This window comes from Roseomonas sp. HF4, from assembly GCF_005222755.1.
In the GTDB taxonomy this organism is placed as follows: domain Bacteria; phylum Pseudomonadota; class Alphaproteobacteria; order Acetobacterales; family Acetobacteraceae; genus Neoroseomonas.
On the sequence record NZ_STGD01000002.1, the window covers coordinates 360125 to 377188 of the forward strand.

General features: G+C 72.3%; 14 protein-coding genes. 7 read left to right on the forward strand and 7 right to left on the reverse strand.

Annotated elements, in window-relative coordinates; all coding sequences use genetic code 11:
• Positions 1-32: 32 nt before the first annotated feature.
• Positions 33-1004: an alpha-ketoacid dehydrogenase subunit beta gene (locus E8M80_RS04670; RefSeq protein WP_137124486.1), complete on the reverse strand. Its 972-nt coding sequence runs from the start codon at positions 1002-1004 to the stop codon at positions 33-35.
• The gene (locus tag E8M80_RS04675) at positions 1001-1981 is read right to left on the reverse strand and encodes a thiamine pyrophosphate-dependent dehydrogenase E1 component subunit alpha (protein ID WP_137124487.1); all 981 of its coding nucleotides are present in this window, start codon (positions 1979-1981) and stop codon (positions 1001-1003) included. Before E8M80_RS04675 ends, E8M80_RS04670 begins: the two co-directional genes overlap by 4 nt.
• A 72-nt stretch (positions 1982-2053) precedes the next feature.
• Between E8M80_RS04675 and E8M80_RS04680 the strand changes: the two genes are divergently transcribed.
• The 4 genes from E8M80_RS04680 to E8M80_RS26515 all read left to right on the forward strand — a co-directional run bounded on the left by E8M80_RS04680 (position 2054) and on the right by E8M80_RS26515 (position 5685).
• Positions 2054-2863, forward strand: coding sequence for a hypothetical protein (locus E8M80_RS04680; protein ID WP_137124488.1), 810 nt, complete (start codon positions 2054-2056; stop codon positions 2861-2863).
• Positions 2860-4599 (forward strand): thiamine pyrophosphate-binding protein, encoded by a 1740-nt coding sequence (locus tag E8M80_RS04685; protein WP_240789890.1) that lies wholly within the window; start codon positions 2860-2862, stop codon positions 4597-4599. Before E8M80_RS04680 ends, E8M80_RS04685 begins: the two co-directional genes overlap by 4 nt.
• Before the next feature lie 52 nt (positions 4600-4651).
• Positions 4652-5098 (forward strand): hypothetical protein, encoded by a 447-nt coding sequence (locus E8M80_RS04690; protein WP_137124489.1) that lies wholly within the window; start codon positions 4652-4654, stop codon positions 5096-5098.
• Between the two features lie 71 nt (positions 5099-5169).
• Positions 5170-5685, forward strand: a complete 516-nt coding sequence (locus E8M80_RS26515) for a hypothetical protein (RefSeq protein ID WP_240789891.1) — start codon at positions 5170-5172, stop codon at positions 5683-5685.
• A gap of 7 nt (positions 5686-5692) precedes the next feature.
• Here E8M80_RS26515 and E8M80_RS04700 read toward each other — a convergent pair whose 3' ends face one another.
• Complete coding sequence (locus E8M80_RS04700; protein ID WP_240789892.1) at positions 5693-6622, reverse strand: ribokinase; 930 nt, start codon at positions 6620-6622, stop codon at positions 5693-5695.
• Between the two features lie 92 nt (positions 6623-6714).
• On the opposite strand from E8M80_RS04700, the gene trxC reads away from it, so the two are divergent.
• Together trxC and E8M80_RS04710 are read left to right on the forward strand one after the other, a co-directional pair.
• Entirely contained in the window at positions 6715-7152 is a 438-nt protein-coding gene (trxC, locus tag E8M80_RS04705; RefSeq protein ID WP_137124490.1) for a thioredoxin TrxC, read from the forward strand.
• A 76-nt stretch (positions 7153-7228) separates the two neighbouring features.
• Entirely contained in the window at positions 7229-9559 is a 2331-nt protein-coding gene (locus E8M80_RS04710) for a xanthine dehydrogenase family protein molybdopterin-binding subunit (protein ID WP_137124491.1), read from the forward strand.
• Positions 9560-9659: 100 nt separating this feature from the next.
• On the opposite strand, the gene E8M80_RS04715 is transcribed toward E8M80_RS04710, so the two are convergent.
• From E8M80_RS04715 to E8M80_RS04725, 3 genes are read right to left on the reverse strand one after another with little or no spacing between them, the layout of a single operon-like run.
• The gene (locus E8M80_RS04715; protein ID WP_137124492.1) at positions 9660-10802 is read right to left on the reverse strand and encodes an acyl-CoA dehydrogenase family protein; all 1143 of its coding nucleotides are present in this window, start codon (positions 10800-10802) and stop codon (positions 9660-9662) included.
• A 6-nt stretch (positions 10803-10808) separates the two neighbouring features.
• Positions 10809-12017: an acyl-CoA dehydrogenase family protein gene (locus E8M80_RS04720; RefSeq protein ID WP_137124493.1), complete on the reverse strand. Its 1209-nt coding sequence runs from the start codon at positions 12015-12017 to the stop codon at positions 10809-10811.
• 24 nt (positions 12018-12041) lie between these two features.
• Positions 12042-14111: a 3-hydroxyacyl-CoA dehydrogenase NAD-binding domain-containing protein gene (locus E8M80_RS04725; RefSeq protein WP_137124494.1), complete on the reverse strand. Its 2070-nt coding sequence runs from the start codon at positions 14109-14111 to the stop codon at positions 12042-12044.
• Positions 14112-14268: 157 nt separating this feature from the next.
• On the opposite strand from E8M80_RS04725, the gene E8M80_RS04730 reads away from it, so the two are divergent.
• On the forward strand, positions 14269-15054 hold the full coding sequence (locus E8M80_RS04730; protein WP_137124495.1) for an SDR family NAD(P)-dependent oxidoreductase: 786 nt from the start codon (positions 14269-14271) through the stop codon (positions 15052-15054).
• 180 nt (positions 15055-15234) lie between these two features.
• Here E8M80_RS04730 and E8M80_RS04735 read toward each other — a convergent pair whose 3' ends face one another.
• Positions 15235-17061, reverse strand: a complete 1827-nt coding sequence (locus E8M80_RS04735) for an SUMF1/EgtB/PvdO family nonheme iron enzyme (RefSeq protein WP_137124496.1) — start codon at positions 17059-17061, stop codon at positions 15235-15237.
• Positions 17062-17064 lie beyond the last annotated feature (3 nt).

Consider the following 17064-nt stretch of genomic DNA (forward strand, 5'->3'; position numbering starts at 1 on the left):
CTCCGGAAGGTGCGGTGGCGGCTATGACGCCGTCAGGGCCCTGCGGCGGCGAGCCTCCTGACCGCCGCCGCCACGCGTGCCGGCGTGATGCGCATCGCATCCTCGAGCGGCGGGCTGAACGGCACTGGCGCGCGCGGCGCGCCCACGCGCTCCACAGCGCGCAGCCCGCCCGGGCCGACGCCCTCCACCACGCGCGCCACCACCTCCGCCCCGAAGCCCGAGACCGTAACCGCCTCATGCACCACAAGCAGCCGGCCGGTGCGCCGGACGGAGGCGACCACCGCCGCCTCGTCCCACGGCCAGAGGCTGCGCAGGTCGAACACGTCGCAGGCGATGCCGCTATCACGCGCGCCCTGCTCGACCACAGGCACGGTCGCGGACCAGGTCACCACGGTCAGCGCATCGCCTTGCGCCGCCTGCCGCGCGACGCCGAAAGGCACGGGCGCGACCTCGTCCGGCACCTCGCCCTCCGCGGTCCAGAGGTTCTTGGGCTCCATCAGCACGACGGGGTCGTCGGAGCGGATGGCGGCAACCAGCAGCCCCGCCGCATCCGCCGGCGTGCCGGGGGCGGCCACGACCAGGCCGGGGATGTGCGTGAGCCAGGCCTCCAGGCATTGGCTGTGCTGCGCGGCGGAGTTGCGCCACATTCCCTGCGGCATGCGAACGACCAGGCTCGCGCGCCCCTGCCCGCCGAACATGTAGCGCGCCTTGGCGATCTGGCTGACCAACTCGTCCATCGCGCAGAGCGTGAAGTCGGCGATGCGCATCTCGACCACCGGCCGCGTGCCGCACAAGGCGGCACCGAGGCCGGCACCCATGATCGTGCTCTCGGAGATCGGCGTGGAGACGATCCGCTCCGGCCCGAATTCCTCGGCCAGCCCCTTGTACTGGCCGAAGATGCCGCCCTGGGCCAGGTCCTCGCCCAGCGCCCAGACCAGCTTGTCGCGGCGCATCTCCGCGGCAAGCGCGCGGCGCGCGGCCTCGGCGAAGGTCAGGCGCGTCATGCCGGCGCTCCCGCATCCTGCACGTCGCTGAAGGCGGCCTCCGGCGCGGGCCAGGGCGCGGCCATGGCGGCGGCGCGGTGGCCGGCCATCTCGGCGGCGGCGGCGGCCTCGATGGCGGCGATCTCCCCGGCCGCGACGCCGGACGCCTCCAGGATGGCGGCGAGGCGGCGGATCGCGTCCCGCTCCCGCGCCGCCGACGCTTCCTCCGCCGGGCGATAGGCGGCGGGATCGGTGCCGGTGTGGCCTTCCCAGCGGTAGCATTTCGCGTGCAGGAACTGCGGGCCGGCACCTGCGCGGATGCGGGCAACGAGGTCGGCCGCGACGGCATCGACGGCCATTGCGTCCTCCCCGTCCACGGCCGTCGCGGGCACGCCGCAGGCCTCGGCGCGCGCGCCCGGGCCGGCGCCCGCGGTCACCGCGCTGTTGCGGGTGAAGGCGGCGAAGCCATTGTCCTCGCACACGAACAGCACCGGCAGGCGATAGAGCGCCGCCCAGTTCATGCCTTCGAGGAACGGGCCGCGATTGACCGCGCCGTCGCCGAAGAAGCACGCCACGATCGCGTCCTCCTTCGTCAGGCGAATGGCCTGCGCCGCCCCGCAGGCAATCGGAATGCCCGCGCCCACCACACCGTTCGCGCCCAGCATGCCCACCGCGAAATCGGCGATGTGCATAGAGCCGCCCTTGCCGCCACACGACCCACCCGCACGCCCGTGCAATTCCAACATCATCGCCCGCGCATCGGCGCCCTTGGCGATGGCGTGGCCATGGCCGCGATGCGTGCTGGTGATACGGTCGGCCCGCCGCAGATTCGCGCAGACGCCGACGGCAACGCCTTCCTGCCCGATCGACGGGTGCACCACGCCCGGCGCCTCGCCAGACCGCATGGCGGCGACCGCCTCGCGCTCGAAGGCGCGGATGCGCGCCATGTCGCGCAGCATCGCGATCCGCCGCGCCGTCTCGTTGGACGCGCCTGACATGCGTTCCCCCTTCCCCTGTTGCCAGCCCCGCGGCCGCGCTCTACTCCCGCGGCGGGAGCAAGGAACGCGGCCATGCTGGACCGGCTCATCGTCGTCGACAGCGTCACCCGGCTGGGGCCGGAGGCGCAAGGGCGCGTGATCGTCGGTGGCTCCCATGGCGGGGTCTATGCCGCCTACCTTGCCGCCCGCGCGCGCGTCGCCGGCGTGCTGTTGAACGATGCGGGGCTCGGGCTCGACCGCGCCGGCATCGCGGGGCTCGATTACCTGCAGCCGCTCGGCATCCCCGCCGCCTGCTGCTCGCACCGGTCCGCGCGCATCGGGGATGGCTTCGACATGCTGGGCCGCGGCATCGTCAGCCACGCGAACGGCGCGGCGGCGGCGCTCGGCATCGAACCCGGCATGTGGTGCCGCGAGGCCGCCCGGCGCCTGGCCGGCGCGACGGCGCCCGACATCGCCGCCCCTGACAGCGTGGAATCCCGCTTCGCCATCGGCGCGCGCGCCGCGGCCATGGACTCCAATTCCCTGATGACGCCGGCCGACGACGGCACGGTGGTCGTCACCGGCAGCCACGGCGCGCTGCTCGGCGGCCGGCCCGAGACCGCCGCGCGCGCCGCCGTCTTCGCGGCGCTCTACAACGACGCCGATGGCGGGGCGGACGGCGCCGGCTTCACCCGCCTGCCCGCGCTCGATGCCCGCGGCATCGCGGCGGCCACCTATTCCGCCTGGACGGCGCGCATCGGCGATGGCCGCTCCGCCGTCGAGACCGGCGTCGTCTCCACCGTCAATGCGCGCGCCGCCGCGCTGGGACTGCGTCCCGGCGGCCTTGTGCGCGACGCCGTCGCCCTGCTCGCCGACGCCTGCATGAAGGACCACCGCGCGTGACCAATTCCAACGCGACCCTCACCATCACGGGCGGAGAGGCGCTGGCGCGCATGCTCCAGGCCCATCAGGTCGGCCCGATGTTCGGCATGGGGGGTTTCCAGCTGCTGCCCTTCTACGAGGCGGTGCGCGCCCTCGGCCTCAAGCACCACCTGATCAACGACGAGCGCTGCGGCACCTTCGCCGCCGATGCCTGGGCGCGCGTGACGAACCGGCCCGGCGTGGTGGACGCGACGCTCGGCCCGGGGGCGACGAACCTCGTCACCGGGCTGGTGGAAAGCCTCAATGCCGGCATCCCGCTGGTCGCCATCACCGGCGACGCCAACCGCGATCACGCCTGGAAGAACATGACGCAGGAGGCGCGGCAGGTGGAGATCCTCCGCCCCGCCGCCAAGGAACTCCTGCGCGTCGAGAGCACGAAGCGCATCCCGGAATTCGTCCGCCGCGCCTTCGCCGTCGCGACCTCCGGCCGCCCGGGCCCGGTCGTACTCGACGTGCCGGAGGATGTCTGCCACGGCGAGCACACCTTCGGGGCCGACGAGATCTGGGCCGACCCGGGCACGCTGATGGCGCAGGCGCGGCGCACGCGCCCCGACGGGCGCGAACTCGACCGTGCCGCCGTGCTGCTGGCCAGGGCGAAGCGGCCCCTGCTGCTGGTCGGCGGCGGCATCCATGTCAGCGGCGCGCACGACGCGCTGCTGGCGCTGGCCGAGGCCGGGCGCATCCCGGTCGCGCACACCATGTCGGGCAAGGGCGCCATCGCCTGCACCCACCCGCTCAGCCTCGGCGTCTTCGGGCGCTATTCACGCATCGCCAACGACTTCATCGCGGAAGCCGACCTGCTCATAGTGGTCGGCTGCAAGCTCGGCGAGATCGCGACGAAGCGGTTCTCCCTGATGCCCGCCGGCGTGCCGCTCATCCACATCGAGATCGTGCCGGAGGAGATCGGCCGCACCACCCGCGCCGATGTCGCGCTGGCGGCGGACGCGAAGCTGGCGCTCGAGGACCTGCTCGCCGCCCTGCCCGCAGGCCCGCTGCCCGATGGCCGTGCCGACTTCGCCGCCGCCGTCGTGCCCCGCATGGCCGCCTGGCGCGTCGGCGCCGCGGACCGGCTCGAATCCAACGAGACGCCGATCAATGTCGGGCGCCTGATCAACGAGCTGAACATCGCGATGGGCGAGGACGACATCCTCGTCGCCGATGGCGGCTTCGCCGGCCACTGGGGCGGGCTGCTGTTCGACACCAAGCGCGCAGGGCGCCACTTCATCGCCGACCGTGGCTTCGCCTCCATCGGCTACGGCGCACCGGGCGCGATGGGCGCGCAGATGGCCGCCGGGCCGAGGCGCCGCGTGGTCGGCCTGACCGGCGACGGCGGCTTCAACATGACGATCGGCGAGATCGAGACGGCGCGGCGCGTCGGCGCCAACTACGTGTTGTGTGTCTTCAACAACGGCGCCTCGGGCTACGTGAAGGCGCTGCAGCATGCCGTCTACGGGCCGGGCAAGTACCAGTCCTCGGAACTCGCCGAGACCGACTACGCCGCCGCCGCCCGCGCCTTCGGCTGCCACGGCATCCGCGTCGAGGGCCCGGACGCGCTGGCGGGCGCGATCCGCGAGGGGCTGGCCAATACCGACACGCCCACCATCCTCGATGTGATCGTGACGCGCGACCCGGCGCGGATGCTGCCCGGCGTCGACAACCGCACGCTGCGCGTCGAGAAGGGCGACCGACCGGTCTGACCGGCAGCGGAACCTGATGCCGCGACCACGCCTGCTGCGCTATACTGCGGTCGTGATACGCCATCGCCCTGTCGCTGCCGTTCTTCTCGCCGCGGCGCTGCTGGCCGGCGCGGGCGCGCGGGCTCAGGCGCCCGAGCTCAGCCCGCCGCGCGTCATCTACGGCACGCCGAGCCCGAGCGTGGTCTACGGGCAGCCGAGCACGCCGCCGGAAGCGACGCGCCGCCAGGCGCAACCGCAACAGGCACCGCCGCCGCCACCGCAAGGCAGCCTCACCTTCGAAAGCGGGCCGGCCTACCTGCCGCCGGCCTACTGGCTGCCGCGGCAGGACGGCCGGCACTGGCGGCAACGCTGGCCGGACCGCCCGCCACCGCCCACGCCCACCCCCTATGTCTCCCCGCGCGGCGGGATGTTCGAGCCGCCCTTGCCGCAAGGGCGTTACGTCGGGCAACCGCCGGGGGCGCCGCCGCAGCCGCGCTACGGCCGCCAGCCCTTCCCGTGATGCCCCGCCACAGCGCCGCCATGCTGCTGGTGGAAGATGCGGTTGCAGGTCGGCGGCAGAGGACAGGAACGATGCGGCGCATGGGCATGATGGCGATGGCCGGGGCAGCGGCGCTGCTCGGCGCCGCCTGCACCAATCCCTACGACCCGACGCAGCGCGCCTTCGGCGGGGGGCTGATCGGCGCGGGCGCCGGGGCCGCCATCGGCGGCGTGGCTGGCGGAGGCCGGGGCGCCGCCGTGGGCGCGCTCGCGGGCGGGCTTGGCGGCGCCGCCATCGGCGCGGCGACCACGCCGCCACCGCCCGCCTACCAGGGCGGCTACGCGCAGCAGGGCAGCTACGCGCCGCCGCAGGCGGGTGGGTCGGTCTACTACCCGCCACCCTCGGGCGCACCCGGCTACTACCCGCAGCCGGGTCCTGGCCAGGTGGCGGCGCCCTATCCCTATGCGCCGCCGCAGCAATCCTGGCAGCAGCCGCCGCCGGGGTCCTACTGGCAGCCGCAGCCGCAACCCTACTGGCAGGGGCAGCAGGGCTATGGCGGCTACCCGCAGCCGCAGCCGGATCCGCGCAGCTACGGCTACTACTACTAGGCCGCCGCTACCCGCCCAGCGCCAGGATCTCCGCGCGCCGCGGCAGCGACGGCACGGCCCCGAGCCGCCGGCATGCCAGGGCACCGGCCGTGGCGCCCCGGCGGAGCGCGGCCTCGATCGGAAGTCCCTCGGCAAGGCCGGCGGCCATGGCGCCGGCGAAGGCGTCGCCGGAACCGGTGCTGTCCACGACATCGGTCGGAACGGCCGGGACGTGACTTGGCGCGGCCCCGCGTGCCGCCCACCAGGCACCCGCCGCCCCGGCCGTCAGCACCACGCCTTCGGCGACACGCGACGCGAGGGCCGCGGCAAGGTCGGCCGGCGCGCCGCTGCGCCCGGCCAGGCGCTCGGCCTCCGTCTCGTTCACCATCAGGATGGCCGTGGCGTCGAGCAGCGCCTCCGGCAGGACCTGCGCGGGCGCCGCATTGAGCAGCGTCCGCGCGCCCGCGGCGCGTGCGGCGACGAAGGCCGCGAGCGTCGCCTCGACCGGCGTCTCGAGCTGCGCCAGCACGAGGGCCGACACGCCCAGGGCCGCGACGGCCTCCTCCGGCGCCAGGGTCGCATTCGCGCCGCCGACGATCACGATCTCGTTCTCGCCCCGGTCGTCGAGCAGGATCAGCGCCTCCCCCGTCGGCACGCCGGCGCGACGATGCACGGAGGCGGCGCCGATGCCCTCCGCCGCCCAGAGCGCCAGTGCGGCCTCCGCCGCCTCATCGGTGCCGATGGCGGCCGCGAGCGAAACCGCGGCGCCGGCACGCGCGGCGGCGACCGCCTGGTTGCTGCCCTTGCCGCCATGGAAACGGTCGAGCGCGCGGGCGGCCAGCGTCTCCCCGGGCTGCGGGAAGCGCGGCACGCGCAGCACCGTGTCGCGGTTGTAGGACCCGATGACGAGGATGCGGCGCATCGTGACCTCCGGAGGTTCGCCGAGGCTGGCCAGCACGGCCCCCATGGTCAAGCCGGGGCTTTGCGGGGGCGCAAGGCGGCGGGGAGCGGAACGCGGCATCCTGCGGCGCTGAGCCAGGAGGATTGCCGATGTCCGACACCCTGCAGGTGGTCTGCCCGCATTGCGATGCCGTGAACCGCGTGCCGCGCGCGCGGCTCGCGGACGGGCCGGTCTGCGGCGGCTGCAAGCGGCGGCTGTTCGAAGGGCGGCCGCTCGCGCTCGACGAGGCGCGGTTCCGGCGGCATCTCGGCGCGTCGTCCATTCCGCTGCTGGTCGATTTCTGGGCATCCTGGTGCGCCCCCTGCCGCAGCATGGCGCCCGAGTTCGAGGCGGCCGCCGGGATGCTGGAGCCGGCGATGCGCCTCGTGAAGATCTCGACCGAGGAGGCACCGGCACTGGCGCAGGAGATGCAGATCCGCTCCATCCCGACGCTCGCCCTTTTCGCCGGCGGGCAGGAGGTGGCGCGGACGGCCGGCGCCATGCCGGCCGGGCAGATCGCCGCCTGGGCCCGGCAGGCGTCCGGCTGAGCGCCGCTGCGGGTTGCGGAGCCGCGGGGGCGGCCCATCCTTTGCATCGACCGTTCTTCATCGCCGAGGTGCGCCCATGCCCGACACGAATCTGGCCGACCCCACGCTGCTGAAGTTCGGCATCGGCCAACCCGTGCCGCGGCAGGAGGACCCGACGCTGCTGCGCGGCCAGGGGCGCTACACCGACGACGTCGCGCTCGCGGGCCAGGCCGTTTGCGTCATGGTCCGAAGCCCCTACGCGCATGGCGTGATCCGCCACATCGGCACCGAGGCGGCGGCCGCCATGCCCGGCGTGCTCGGCGTCTTCACCGCCGCCGACATGGCCGCCTACGGGCCGATGAAATCCGTGCTGCCGCTGAAGAACAAGGACGGTACGCCGCTCATCAACATCGAGCGCGGGCCGCTCGCGGCCGACAAGGTCCGCTTCGTGGGCGACCCGGTCGCCTTCGTGGTGGCCCAGACCCGCGACAAGGCGAAGGACGCCGCCGAGGCAGTCGAGATGGAGATCGACGCGCTCGACGCCGTGACCGAGGCCTCCGCCGCCGCGGCGCCCGGAGCGCCGCAATTGTACGACCACGTCCCCGGCAACGTCGTGCTCGACTTCCGCTTCGGGGATGCCGGGAAGGTCGAGGCCGCCTTCGCGCAGGCGGCGCATGTCACGACGCTGTCCATCCGCAACAACCGCATCGTCGTCTGCGCCATGGAGCCGCGCTCGGCGGTCGGCGAATGGGACGCGGCCGAGGGACGCTACACGCTCCATGTCGGCAGCCAGGGCGTGTTCGGCCTGCGCAACCAGATGGCCAACGACATCCTGAAGGTGCCGGTGGACAAGGTGCGGATCCTGACCGGCAATGTCGGCGGGTCCTTCGGCATGAAGGCCAGCGCCTATCCGGAATACGCCTGCGTGCTGCATGCGGCGAAGCTGCTCGGCCGGCCGGTGAAGTGGACCGACGACCGCTCGGGCGCCTTCCTGTCCGACTGCCACGGCCGCGACCACGAGACCGAGGCGTCGCTGGCACTCGACGCGGAGGGCCGTTTCCTCGCGGTCAAGCTGGTCTCCTACGGCAACATGGGCGCCTATCTCTCGACCGTCGGCAACCTCATGGGCACGGGCAATTTCAGCAAGAACGTGCAGTCCAACTACGCGACGCCGCTGCTGCTGGTGGAGACGCGGAACGTCGTCACCAACACCACGCCCGTCTCGGCCTATCGCGGCGCCGGGCGGCCCGAGGCCAACTACTTCATGGAGCGCCTGATCGAGACCGCGGCGCGCGAGACCGGCCGCGACCCGGTGGCGCTGCGCAAGCTGAACCACATCCGCCCCGACGCCTTCCCGTTCAGCGCGCCATCGGGGTCGGTCTACGACTCCGGCGATTTCTCCGCGCTGCTCGACCACGCGCTGGAAGCCGCCGACTGGGACGGCTTCGCGGCGCGCAAGGCCGCGAGCGCGGCGCGGGGGATGCTGCGCGGGCGCGGGCTCGGCAATTTCCTCGAATGCACGGCGCCGCCCATGAAGGAACAGGGCGAGCTGGTCTTCGAGGCCGACGGGACCGTGACCATTGTGACCGGCACGCTCGACTACGGGCAGGGGCATTGGACGCCCTTCGCGCAGGTGCTGCACCAGAAGCTCGGCGTGCCCTTCGAGAGCATCCGGCTCGTGCAGGGCGATTCCGACCGGCTGGTGGCGGGTGGCGGCACGGGCGGGTCGAAGTCGCTGATGGCCTCCGGCGCCGCCATCCTGCAGGCCGCCGACATCGTGATCGAGAAGGGCCGGCGCGCCGCCGGCTACGTGCTGGAGGCGGCCGCCGAGGACATCGAGTTCGCCGCCGGCCGCTTCGCCATCGCGGGCACCGACCGCTCGATCGGCATCATGGACCTGGCCGAACGGCTGCGCGCGATGGGGCCGCTGCCGCAGGACGTGCCGAACAGCCTCGATGCCCGCACGGTGTTCGACCAGGCGCCGATGGCGTTCCCCAATGGATGCCATGTCTGCGAGGTCGAGATCGACCCGGAGACGGGCCTTGTGCGGATCGACCGCTACCTGTCGGTCAATGACTTCGGCGTGGTCGTGAACCCGATGCTGGTCGAGGGCCAGGCGCATGGCGGCATCGTGCAGGGCATCGGCCAGGCCCTGCACGAGCGCGTGGCCTATACCGAGGAGGGGCAGATCCTGACGGCCTCCTACATGGATTACGGCCTGCCGCGCGCGGACGACCTGCCCTCCTTCGGCTTCGAGAGCGCGCCCAGCCCCTGCACGACCAACCCGCTCGGCGCCAAGGGCTGCGGCGAGGCGGGGTGCGCGGGGTCGCTGCCGGCGGTGATGAACGCGATCTCGGACGCCCTGGGCGGGCAGCACATCGACATGCCCGCGACGCCCGAGCGGGTCTGGGCGGCGCTGCGCGGGTAGGGCCGGAGAGGGCACATCTCCGCGCGCCCGAAGCCTGGCGCCAAGTGCCCGAAGAAGGAGGGGGATCGGGGGAGTTCCCGCCCCCGACCTGTCGTCCCGCCTAGGCCGCCAGGAACACGCCCCCTTCCTCGCTGAGCGCGGCCAGGTGATGGTCCATGTCGCCCAGCATGTTTTCGATGACCGTCAGCCGCTTCAGGTAGTGCCCGCCGGCATATTCCATCGTCATGGCGATGCCGCCATGCATCTGGACCGTCTGCTGGCCGACGAAGCGCGCGTTGCGGCCGATCTCGATCTTCACGGCGCGCATGTTGCGCCGCCGCTCGGCGTCGTCGCGCTCGGAGGCCATCATCGCCGCCAGCATCGCCATCGACCGCGCCTGCTCCAGGCAGACCATCATCTCCGCCGCGCGGTGCTGCAGCGACTGGAACGATCCGATCGGCCGGCCGAACTGCTTGCGGGTCTTGAGGTAGTCGACGGTCAGGTCCTTCGCGGCCTCCATGCAGCCGATCGCCTCGGCCGAGAGCGCGGCGATGGTCTCATCGGCCACGCGCTCGACCAGTGACAGGCCCCCCTTCAGCTCGGCCTCCGCGCCGACCTTCACGTTGTCGAAGGTGATGTCGGCGGCGCGCTGGCCGTCCGAGGTCTTGAAACCACGACGCGTCACGCCCTTCGCCGTCGCCGGCACCAGGAAGACCGCGATGCCGTCCCGGTCGCGCCGGCCGCCCGAGACGCGCGCGGTGACGACAAGCTGGTCGGCCGTGTCGCCATGCACCACGACGCCCTTGCGGCCCTCGATGACCCAGCCGTCGCCGTCCTTCCTGGCCGTGGTCGCGACGTCGTGCAGGTCGAAGCGCGACTGCGGCTCGGTCTGCGCGAAGGCGAGCAGCAGCTTGCCCTCAGAGATCTGCGGCACGAGCGCGGCGCGCTGTTCGGCAGTCGCGCCGTGGCGGAGGAAGCCGCCGCCCATAACGACGGTTGAGACGAAGGGCTCGAGCGCCAGGGCGCGGCCCATCTGCTCCATCACGATCATCGTCTCGACGGCGCCGTAGCCGAGGCCGCCATCCTCCTCGGCGAAGGGCATCGCGAGCAGGCCGAGTTCCGCATAGGCCGCCCAGACCTCGCGCGACCAGCCGGCCTCGGACGTCATGTAGCCCTTGCGCTGCTCGAAGCCGTACTTGTCCTTCAGCAGCTTCTGCAGGCTGTCCTGGAGAAGCCGCTGGTCATCAGAAAGGTCGAAATCCATGGTGCGTTACAGTCCCAGGAAGGCCTTGGCCATGATGTTCTTCTGGATCTCGGTGGATCCGCCGTAGATGCTCTGCTTGCGCCAGTTGAAGTAGGTCGCCTGCGCGAGCGTCTGCCAGTCGGCCGCGACATCCGGCTCGTTCCGCCCATCGGCCTCGGGATCGTTCGGCGCCGCCAGGCCGTAGGGGCCTGCCGCCATCACGTACAATTCGCTGATCGCCTGCTGCAATTCGGTGCCGCGGATCTTGAGCACGGAAGACGCTGGATTCGGCTTGCGCTGGCTGAGCGCGCGGTTCTCGTCCGCCAGCACACGCAGCGTCGTCATCTCGAGCGCCTTGAGTTGCACCTCGACATCCGTGAGGCGGGAGCGGAAGCGCGGATCCTCCATCACCGGCCGCGCGCCGCCGGGCGCTTCCTTCGCGATCAGCTTCAGTCGCCGGATGCGTTCCTTCGACGCACCGACGCGCGCCTGGCCCGTGCGTTCGTTGGACAGCAGGAACTTCGCGCAATCCCAGCCGCGGTTCTCAGTGCCGACCAGGTTCGCCACGGGCACCTTCACGTCGTCGAAGAAGACCTCGTTCACCTCATGCGCGCCGTCGATTGTGATGATCGGGCGCACCGTGATGCCCGGTGTCGTCATGTCGACCACGAGGAAGGAGATGCCTTCCTGCTGCTTGGCCGCGCCCGGGTCGGTGCGCACCAGCAGGAAGATCCAGTCGGCGTGCTGCGCCAGCGTCGTCCAGGTCTTCTGGCCGTTCACCACGTAGTGGTCGCCGTCGCGCTTGGCCGCGCATTTCAGCGACGCCAGGTCCGAACCCGCGCCGGGCTCCGAGAAGCCCTGGCAGAACCAGAGGTCGAGGCTAGCCAGCTTCGGCAGGAAGTGCTTCTTCTGCTCATCCGTGCCGAAGGCGATCAGCACCGGCCCCAGCATGTTGCAGTTGAAGCCGAGCGGCGACGGCGCCGGCGTCGACTGGATCTCCTCGCTCAGGATGAAGCGCTTGATCGCCGACCAGGGCTGGCCGCCCCATTCGACCGGCCAGTGCGGCACCGCCCAGCCCTTGTCATAGAGGCGCCGCTGCCAGTCCACCTGCATCGCCTTGGTGGGCGTGCGGCCGGATGCCATGCGCTCGCGCGTCGCAGCGGGCAGGTTGGCGTCGATCCAGTCGCGGACTTCCTGGCGGAAGGCGCGTTCCTCGTCGGTGAAGCGGAGTTCCATCCGTGGTGCTCCCGTTGAATGCGTTCAGCGGCCCATGCCGGCGAAGGTCCCGCCCTCGGCCGCCAGTTTCTCGATTAGCGCGGTGGGCTTCAGGTTGGCGTCGCCCGTTGCCTCCGCATAGCGCGACAGCTTGTCGCGCACCGTGGCCAGCCCCTGAGTGTCGGCCCAGAACATCGGCCCGCCGCGGAAGGCCGGCCAGCCGAAGCCGTTGATGAAGATCACGTCGATGTCGATGGGCCGGTAGGCAACCCCTTCCTCCAGGATGCGCGCGCCCTCGTTGACCATCGGCAGCAGCATGCGGTCGAGGATCTCCTCGTCCGAGATCTCCCGCCGCCGCACCTGCATCTTCTCCGCGACGTCGAGGATGATGCGCTCGACCTCCGGGTCCGGCAGGCGTGTGCGCTTCTCGTCGTACATGTACCAGCCCTTGCCGGTCTTCTGGCCGAAGCGGCCGAGCGCCACCACGGCATCCGCCACGGGCGCCACCGTCCCGCGCGCCTTGCGCACCGCGGCGCCGATGTCGAGGCCCGCGAGGTCGCCGGTGGCCAGCGGCCCCATCGCCATGCCGTAGCCTTCCATGACTTTGTCGATGTCCTGGGGCAGGCAGCCTTCCAGCAGCAGCTTCTCGACCTGGGGCGTGCGCTTGCCGGTCATGCGGTTGCCCACGAAGCCGTCGCAATTGCCGACCAGCACGGGCAGCTTGCCGATGCGCTTGCCGAACTCGGTCGCCGTCGCGATCGCCGGCCAGGACGACTTGGCGCCGCGCACATTCTCGAGCAGCCGCATGACATTGGCGGGGGAGAAGAAGTGCATCCCCACCACCAGTTCCGGCCGGGACGTCGCGGAGGCGATCTCGTCGATCGACAGCGTGGACGTGTTCGACGCCAGCACCACCCCCGGCCGCGCCGCCTTGTCGAGCCGCGCGAAGACCTGCTTCTTCACGTCCATGTTCTCGAACACCGCCTCGATCACGAGGTCGGCCTTCGCCACCGTCCCCTCGAAATCCGTGCTGCCGGTCAGCAGCGCACGCCGCTTCGCGTACTCGGCCTCGGACAGGCGGCCGCTCTTGACCGTCCGTTCCCAGTTCGCGTGACAGCGCGCGAGGCCCTTCTGCAATGCCTCCTCGCTCGTCTCCACGATCGTCACCGGCACGCCGTTGTTCGCCGCCGACATCGCGATGCCGCCGCCCATGGTGCCGCCGCCGATCACCACCAGGCGCTCCACCGGCAGCGACTTCGCATCGGCCGGCATGCCGGGGATGCGCAGCACCTCGCGCTCACCGAAGAAGATGTGGCGCAACGCCTTGGACTGCTCGCCGGAGACGAGCGACTGGAACAATTCGCGCTCCTTCTTCAGCCCTTCCTCGAAGGGCAGGGTGAAGGAGGCACGCACCGCCTCCGCGCAGCCCCTCGGGCTTTCCTGTCCGCGCGTCCGCTTCAGCAGCCCCGCCACCACCGCGTCATAGGCCGCCGGGTCCTGGCCGCTGATCTTGTCGGTCCGGTTTCGCGCGAGCGTGAAGGTCTTGCCGATGTTCGCCCGCGCCCAGGCCACCGCTCCGGCCTCGAGGTCGCCCTCGATGATGGCGTCGACGATGCCGAGCCTGTGCGCCTCGGTCGCCTTGATCGGGTCGCCGCTGACGATGATCTTCGCCGCCGCCTCGGGCCCGATCATGCGCGGCAGGCGCTGCGTGCCGCCGGCGCCGGGCACGAAGCCGCGCTTCACCTCGGGCAGGCCGACCTGCGCGTCCGGCGCCGCCACGCGCGCATGGCAGGCGAGCGCCAGTTCCAGCCCGCCGCCCAGCGCCGAGCCATGGATCGCCGCCACCACGATGCCGGGGAAACCCTCCATCGCCTCGAAGACATCGGGCAATGAGGGCGGCACCCGCGGCTTGCCGAATTCCGTCATCTCGGCGCCGGCGCAGAACATGCGGCCGGTCCCGATCAGCACGACCGCCTTCGCCCCCCCGGCCCGCGCCGCGTTCATGCCCGCGAGAAGCCCGGCCCGGATCTCGGTCCTGAGCGTGTTCACGGGTGGGTTGTTCAGGCGCAGCACATGCACGTCGCCATGCTGGACGTGCTGGACGAAGTCGCTCACGGCGTCACTCCCTCAAGTCTCGGCGGACCTGCCCGGCCCTTTTCGGGCGCGGAGTGTCCGGCAGAACCCGGCCCGCGGCAAGCATGCCGCGCCCGGTTGCCCGCGCGCCCGGCCCATGCTGCCCTGCGCCCGACGCAGACCAGCGGGAGAACGCCCCATGTCCCTGTTTGACCTGACCGGCAAGGTCGCCATCGTCACCGGCGGAAGCCGCGGCATCGGCCGCGCGATCTGCGAGCGCATGGCCGAGCACGGCGCCCGCGTCGTCGTCTCATCCCGCAAGGTCGATGCCTGCCAGGAGGTGGTCGACGCCATTGCGGCCAAGGGCGGAACGGCCATGGCCATTGCATGCAACATCGGCCGCAAGGCCGAATGCCAGGCGCTGGTGGACCAGACCCTCGCCGCCTGGGGCCAGGTGGACGTCATGGTCTGCAACGCCGCGATCAACCCGCATTTCGGCCCGGCGGTGACCATGCCGGACGAGATCTTCGACAAGATCATGGCGTCCAACATCAAGTCGAACATGTGGCTCGCGCACATGACGGCGCCGGGCATGGCGGAACGCGGCGGCGGGTCGGTCATCATCGTGTCGTCCATCGGCGGCTTCCGCGGATCGCCGGTGCTGGGCGCCTATGCCATCTCCAAGGCCGCCGACATGCAGCTCGTGCGCAACCTGGCGGTCGAGTGGGGGCCGCGGAACGTGCGCGCCAACGCCATCGCGCCCGGCCTGATCCGCACCGACTTCGCCCGCGCGCTGTGGGAGGACCCGGGCATCTACAAGAAGCGCACCAAGGACACGCCGCTCAAGCGTATCGGGGAACCGGACGAGATCGCGGGCGCTGCGGTGTTCCTCGCCTCCGCGGCGGGGTCGTTCATGACCGGGCAGACCATCGTGATCGACGGCGGCGTGCTGGCCGGGCCGCCGTCGCGGTCGGATGACGAATGACGCGCGGCGACGTGTGACACCATCGGTAAGGTCGGGGGAGGAGAACCTCCCCCAAAACCCCCTCCCTTCTTTGGCACTCGGCACTGGTCCTGGAAGGTCGGGCGCCAGGTTCCAAAGAAGGTTGTGGGAGGCTCGGGGGGAGAAGTTCCCTTCTCCCCCCGCCTTCCGCCATTCACATGATCAACGCAGCCCGAGCGGCTTCCCTGTCGGGTCGAACAGGCGCGACGGCCCGCTCCGGTTGATCGGCGGCTTCACGCTGATCCCCGGGCCCTCGCGCGGCGGCGCCGGCGCGGCGCCTTGCGACGCCTGGGACGGTCGCGACGCCGCTGGCGGCTCGGGATCGGCCGTAACGGGCGGGGGCGGCGGGGGCGGCAGAACGGCGACGGGGGGCGGGCGCGGCTCGGCCGGCCGGGGCTCCGGTGCGCGCGGGGCGGCGGCGGAGGCGGGCGGGGCAGCGGGTGCTGCTGCCTGGGGCGGCGCGGCGGTCCGGCCCGCGGCCAGGACCTCGGCGCGCATCCGGTCGCGCTCCGGCAGGCCGCGTTCCCGCGATTCCGCCGCATGGCGCGCCGCGACATCGAGGTAGGGTGCCAGGTCCGGCACGCCGCGCGCCTCCGTCTCTCGCCGCACCACGCCCGCCTCTGTCACCAGGGTCGCACGCGGCGCGGTGCGGCCGAGATCCGCCACGATCCGCGCATAGCCATCGAGCGCCAGTTCCCGCTCGACGCGCAGCTGCTCGAGCGCGCGGACCCAGTTCGCGCGCATCTCGGGGCTCGACTGCACGACATCGGCGCCGTCCAGCAGCGGCTGGATGCCGTCCATCCGCCGCTGCGACAGCACGGCAGAACGGCCGAGCACCGCGGCCCCCTCCAGCTGCGCGCGCAGCCCCGCGCGTTCCTGTTCGAGCCGCGCGCGCTCGGCCGCCATCAGCCCGGCCTCGAGCCGGTCGAGGCCCTGGCGCGTCCGCGCATCGGCGCCCTCGCGCAGCGACGCGATCTGCCGCCGCGCCGCCTCGGCCTCGTTGCCGCTCGCGCGGCTTTCTTCCTCGAAGGCGCGGTTCAGCGTCTCGGCACGGCGCAGGCTGGTGGTCACATGCGCCGCCAGCACGACGCGGAAGCCGACCGAGGGAAGCCGCGTCGCCTCCCCGCTCGTGGCGTCGAAGGGCGGGATCTCGATGCGGAGCGAGGATCGGAGCGAGGCCTCCGGCGTGCGGAAATCCCCGCCCTTCACCACCACGCCGCCGGCCTGGCCGTGCAGCCGGCCGACGCGCACGGCGCGGAAGGGCTCGAGCACCATCTCCCCCACATTGCCCAGCATGTCGTGCAGGCCGAGCGGGTTGGGCTCGAGCAGGCCGATCGCCTGCGCGCGCCCGGCGGCCGATCGCGGCCCCTGGAACCAGGCGTAGCGCGCGGTGCCCTCGGGCATCGGGAAGGTGCGGGCGAGGAAGTCGAGTTCGCTGACCGCGGCGCCGCCGCGCGCGGCGTATTCCCATTCCTCCTCGGTCGGCAGGCGCACGAAGGCGGGCGTGCCGTCGGCCTGCGGGAGTCGTGCCTGCGCATTGCGCATCAGCCAGGTCGTGTAGCGTTGCGAGAAGCCGACCGCGTCGAACCAGGACAGCGCCGCCGCCGGCAGCCGCCCCTCGGCGGAGGGCGTCGGGCAGCGTTCCTCCATCACCGCCGCGTACTGGTCGCGCGTCACCTCGTACTTGCCGAGCCAGAACTGCGCGACGTCCCGCCCTGACCCGGTGAAGGGGCCGGCCACGGCCTCGCGCCGCGCGAACTCGGCGATCCCGCCGGCGGGGTCCGTGGTGCCGACCGTCACCGGCCTGTCCTCGAGCGCACCGGGGCCGGCCGGCGTCTCGACCGGGCGGAAGGCCATGGCGCCGCCGCAGGGCATGGGCAACACCAGGTCGTCCTCCGCGGCGCGGGGGTTGGTGAACTCGGCCGGCCAGGGGGCCTGCGCGAGGGCCGGCGCGGCCGCGACCAGCATGGCGATGACGACGGCGCGCATCCC

Coding starts and splice junctions, on each gene's coding strand:
- E8M80_RS04730 (WP_137124495.1), top strand. CDS start 14,269: ATGTCCCTGTTTGACCTGACCGGCAAGGTCGCCATCGTCACCGGCGGA.
- E8M80_RS04715 (WP_137124492.1), bottom strand. CDS start 10,802: ATGGATTTCGACCTTTCTGATGACCAGCGGCTTCTCCAGGACAGCCTG.
- E8M80_RS04680 (WP_137124488.1), top strand. CDS start 2,054: ATGCTGGACCGGCTCATCGTCGTCGACAGCGTCACCCGGCTGGGGCCG.
- E8M80_RS04735 (WP_137124496.1), bottom strand. CDS start 17,061: ATGCGCGCCGTCGTCATCGCCATGCTGGTCGCGGCCGCGCCGGCCCTC.
- E8M80_RS04720 (WP_137124493.1), bottom strand. CDS start 12,017: ATGGAACTCCGCTTCACCGACGAGGAACGCGCCTTCCGCCAGGAAGTC.
- E8M80_RS04670 (WP_137124486.1), bottom strand. CDS start 1,004: ATGACGCGCCTGACCTTCGCCGAGGCCGCGCGCCGCGCGCTTGCCGCG.
- E8M80_RS04710 (WP_137124491.1), top strand. CDS start 7,229: ATGCCCGACACGAATCTGGCCGACCCCACGCTGCTGAAGTTCGGCATC.
- trxC (WP_137124490.1), top strand. CDS start 6,715: ATGTCCGACACCCTGCAGGTGGTCTGCCCGCATTGCGATGCCGTGAAC.
- E8M80_RS04675 (WP_137124487.1), bottom strand. CDS start 1,981: ATGTCAGGCGCGTCCAACGAGACGGCGCGGCGGATCGCGATGCTGCGC.
- E8M80_RS26515 (WP_240789891.1), top strand. CDS start 5,170: ATGCGGCGCATGGGCATGATGGCGATGGCCGGGGCAGCGGCGCTGCTC.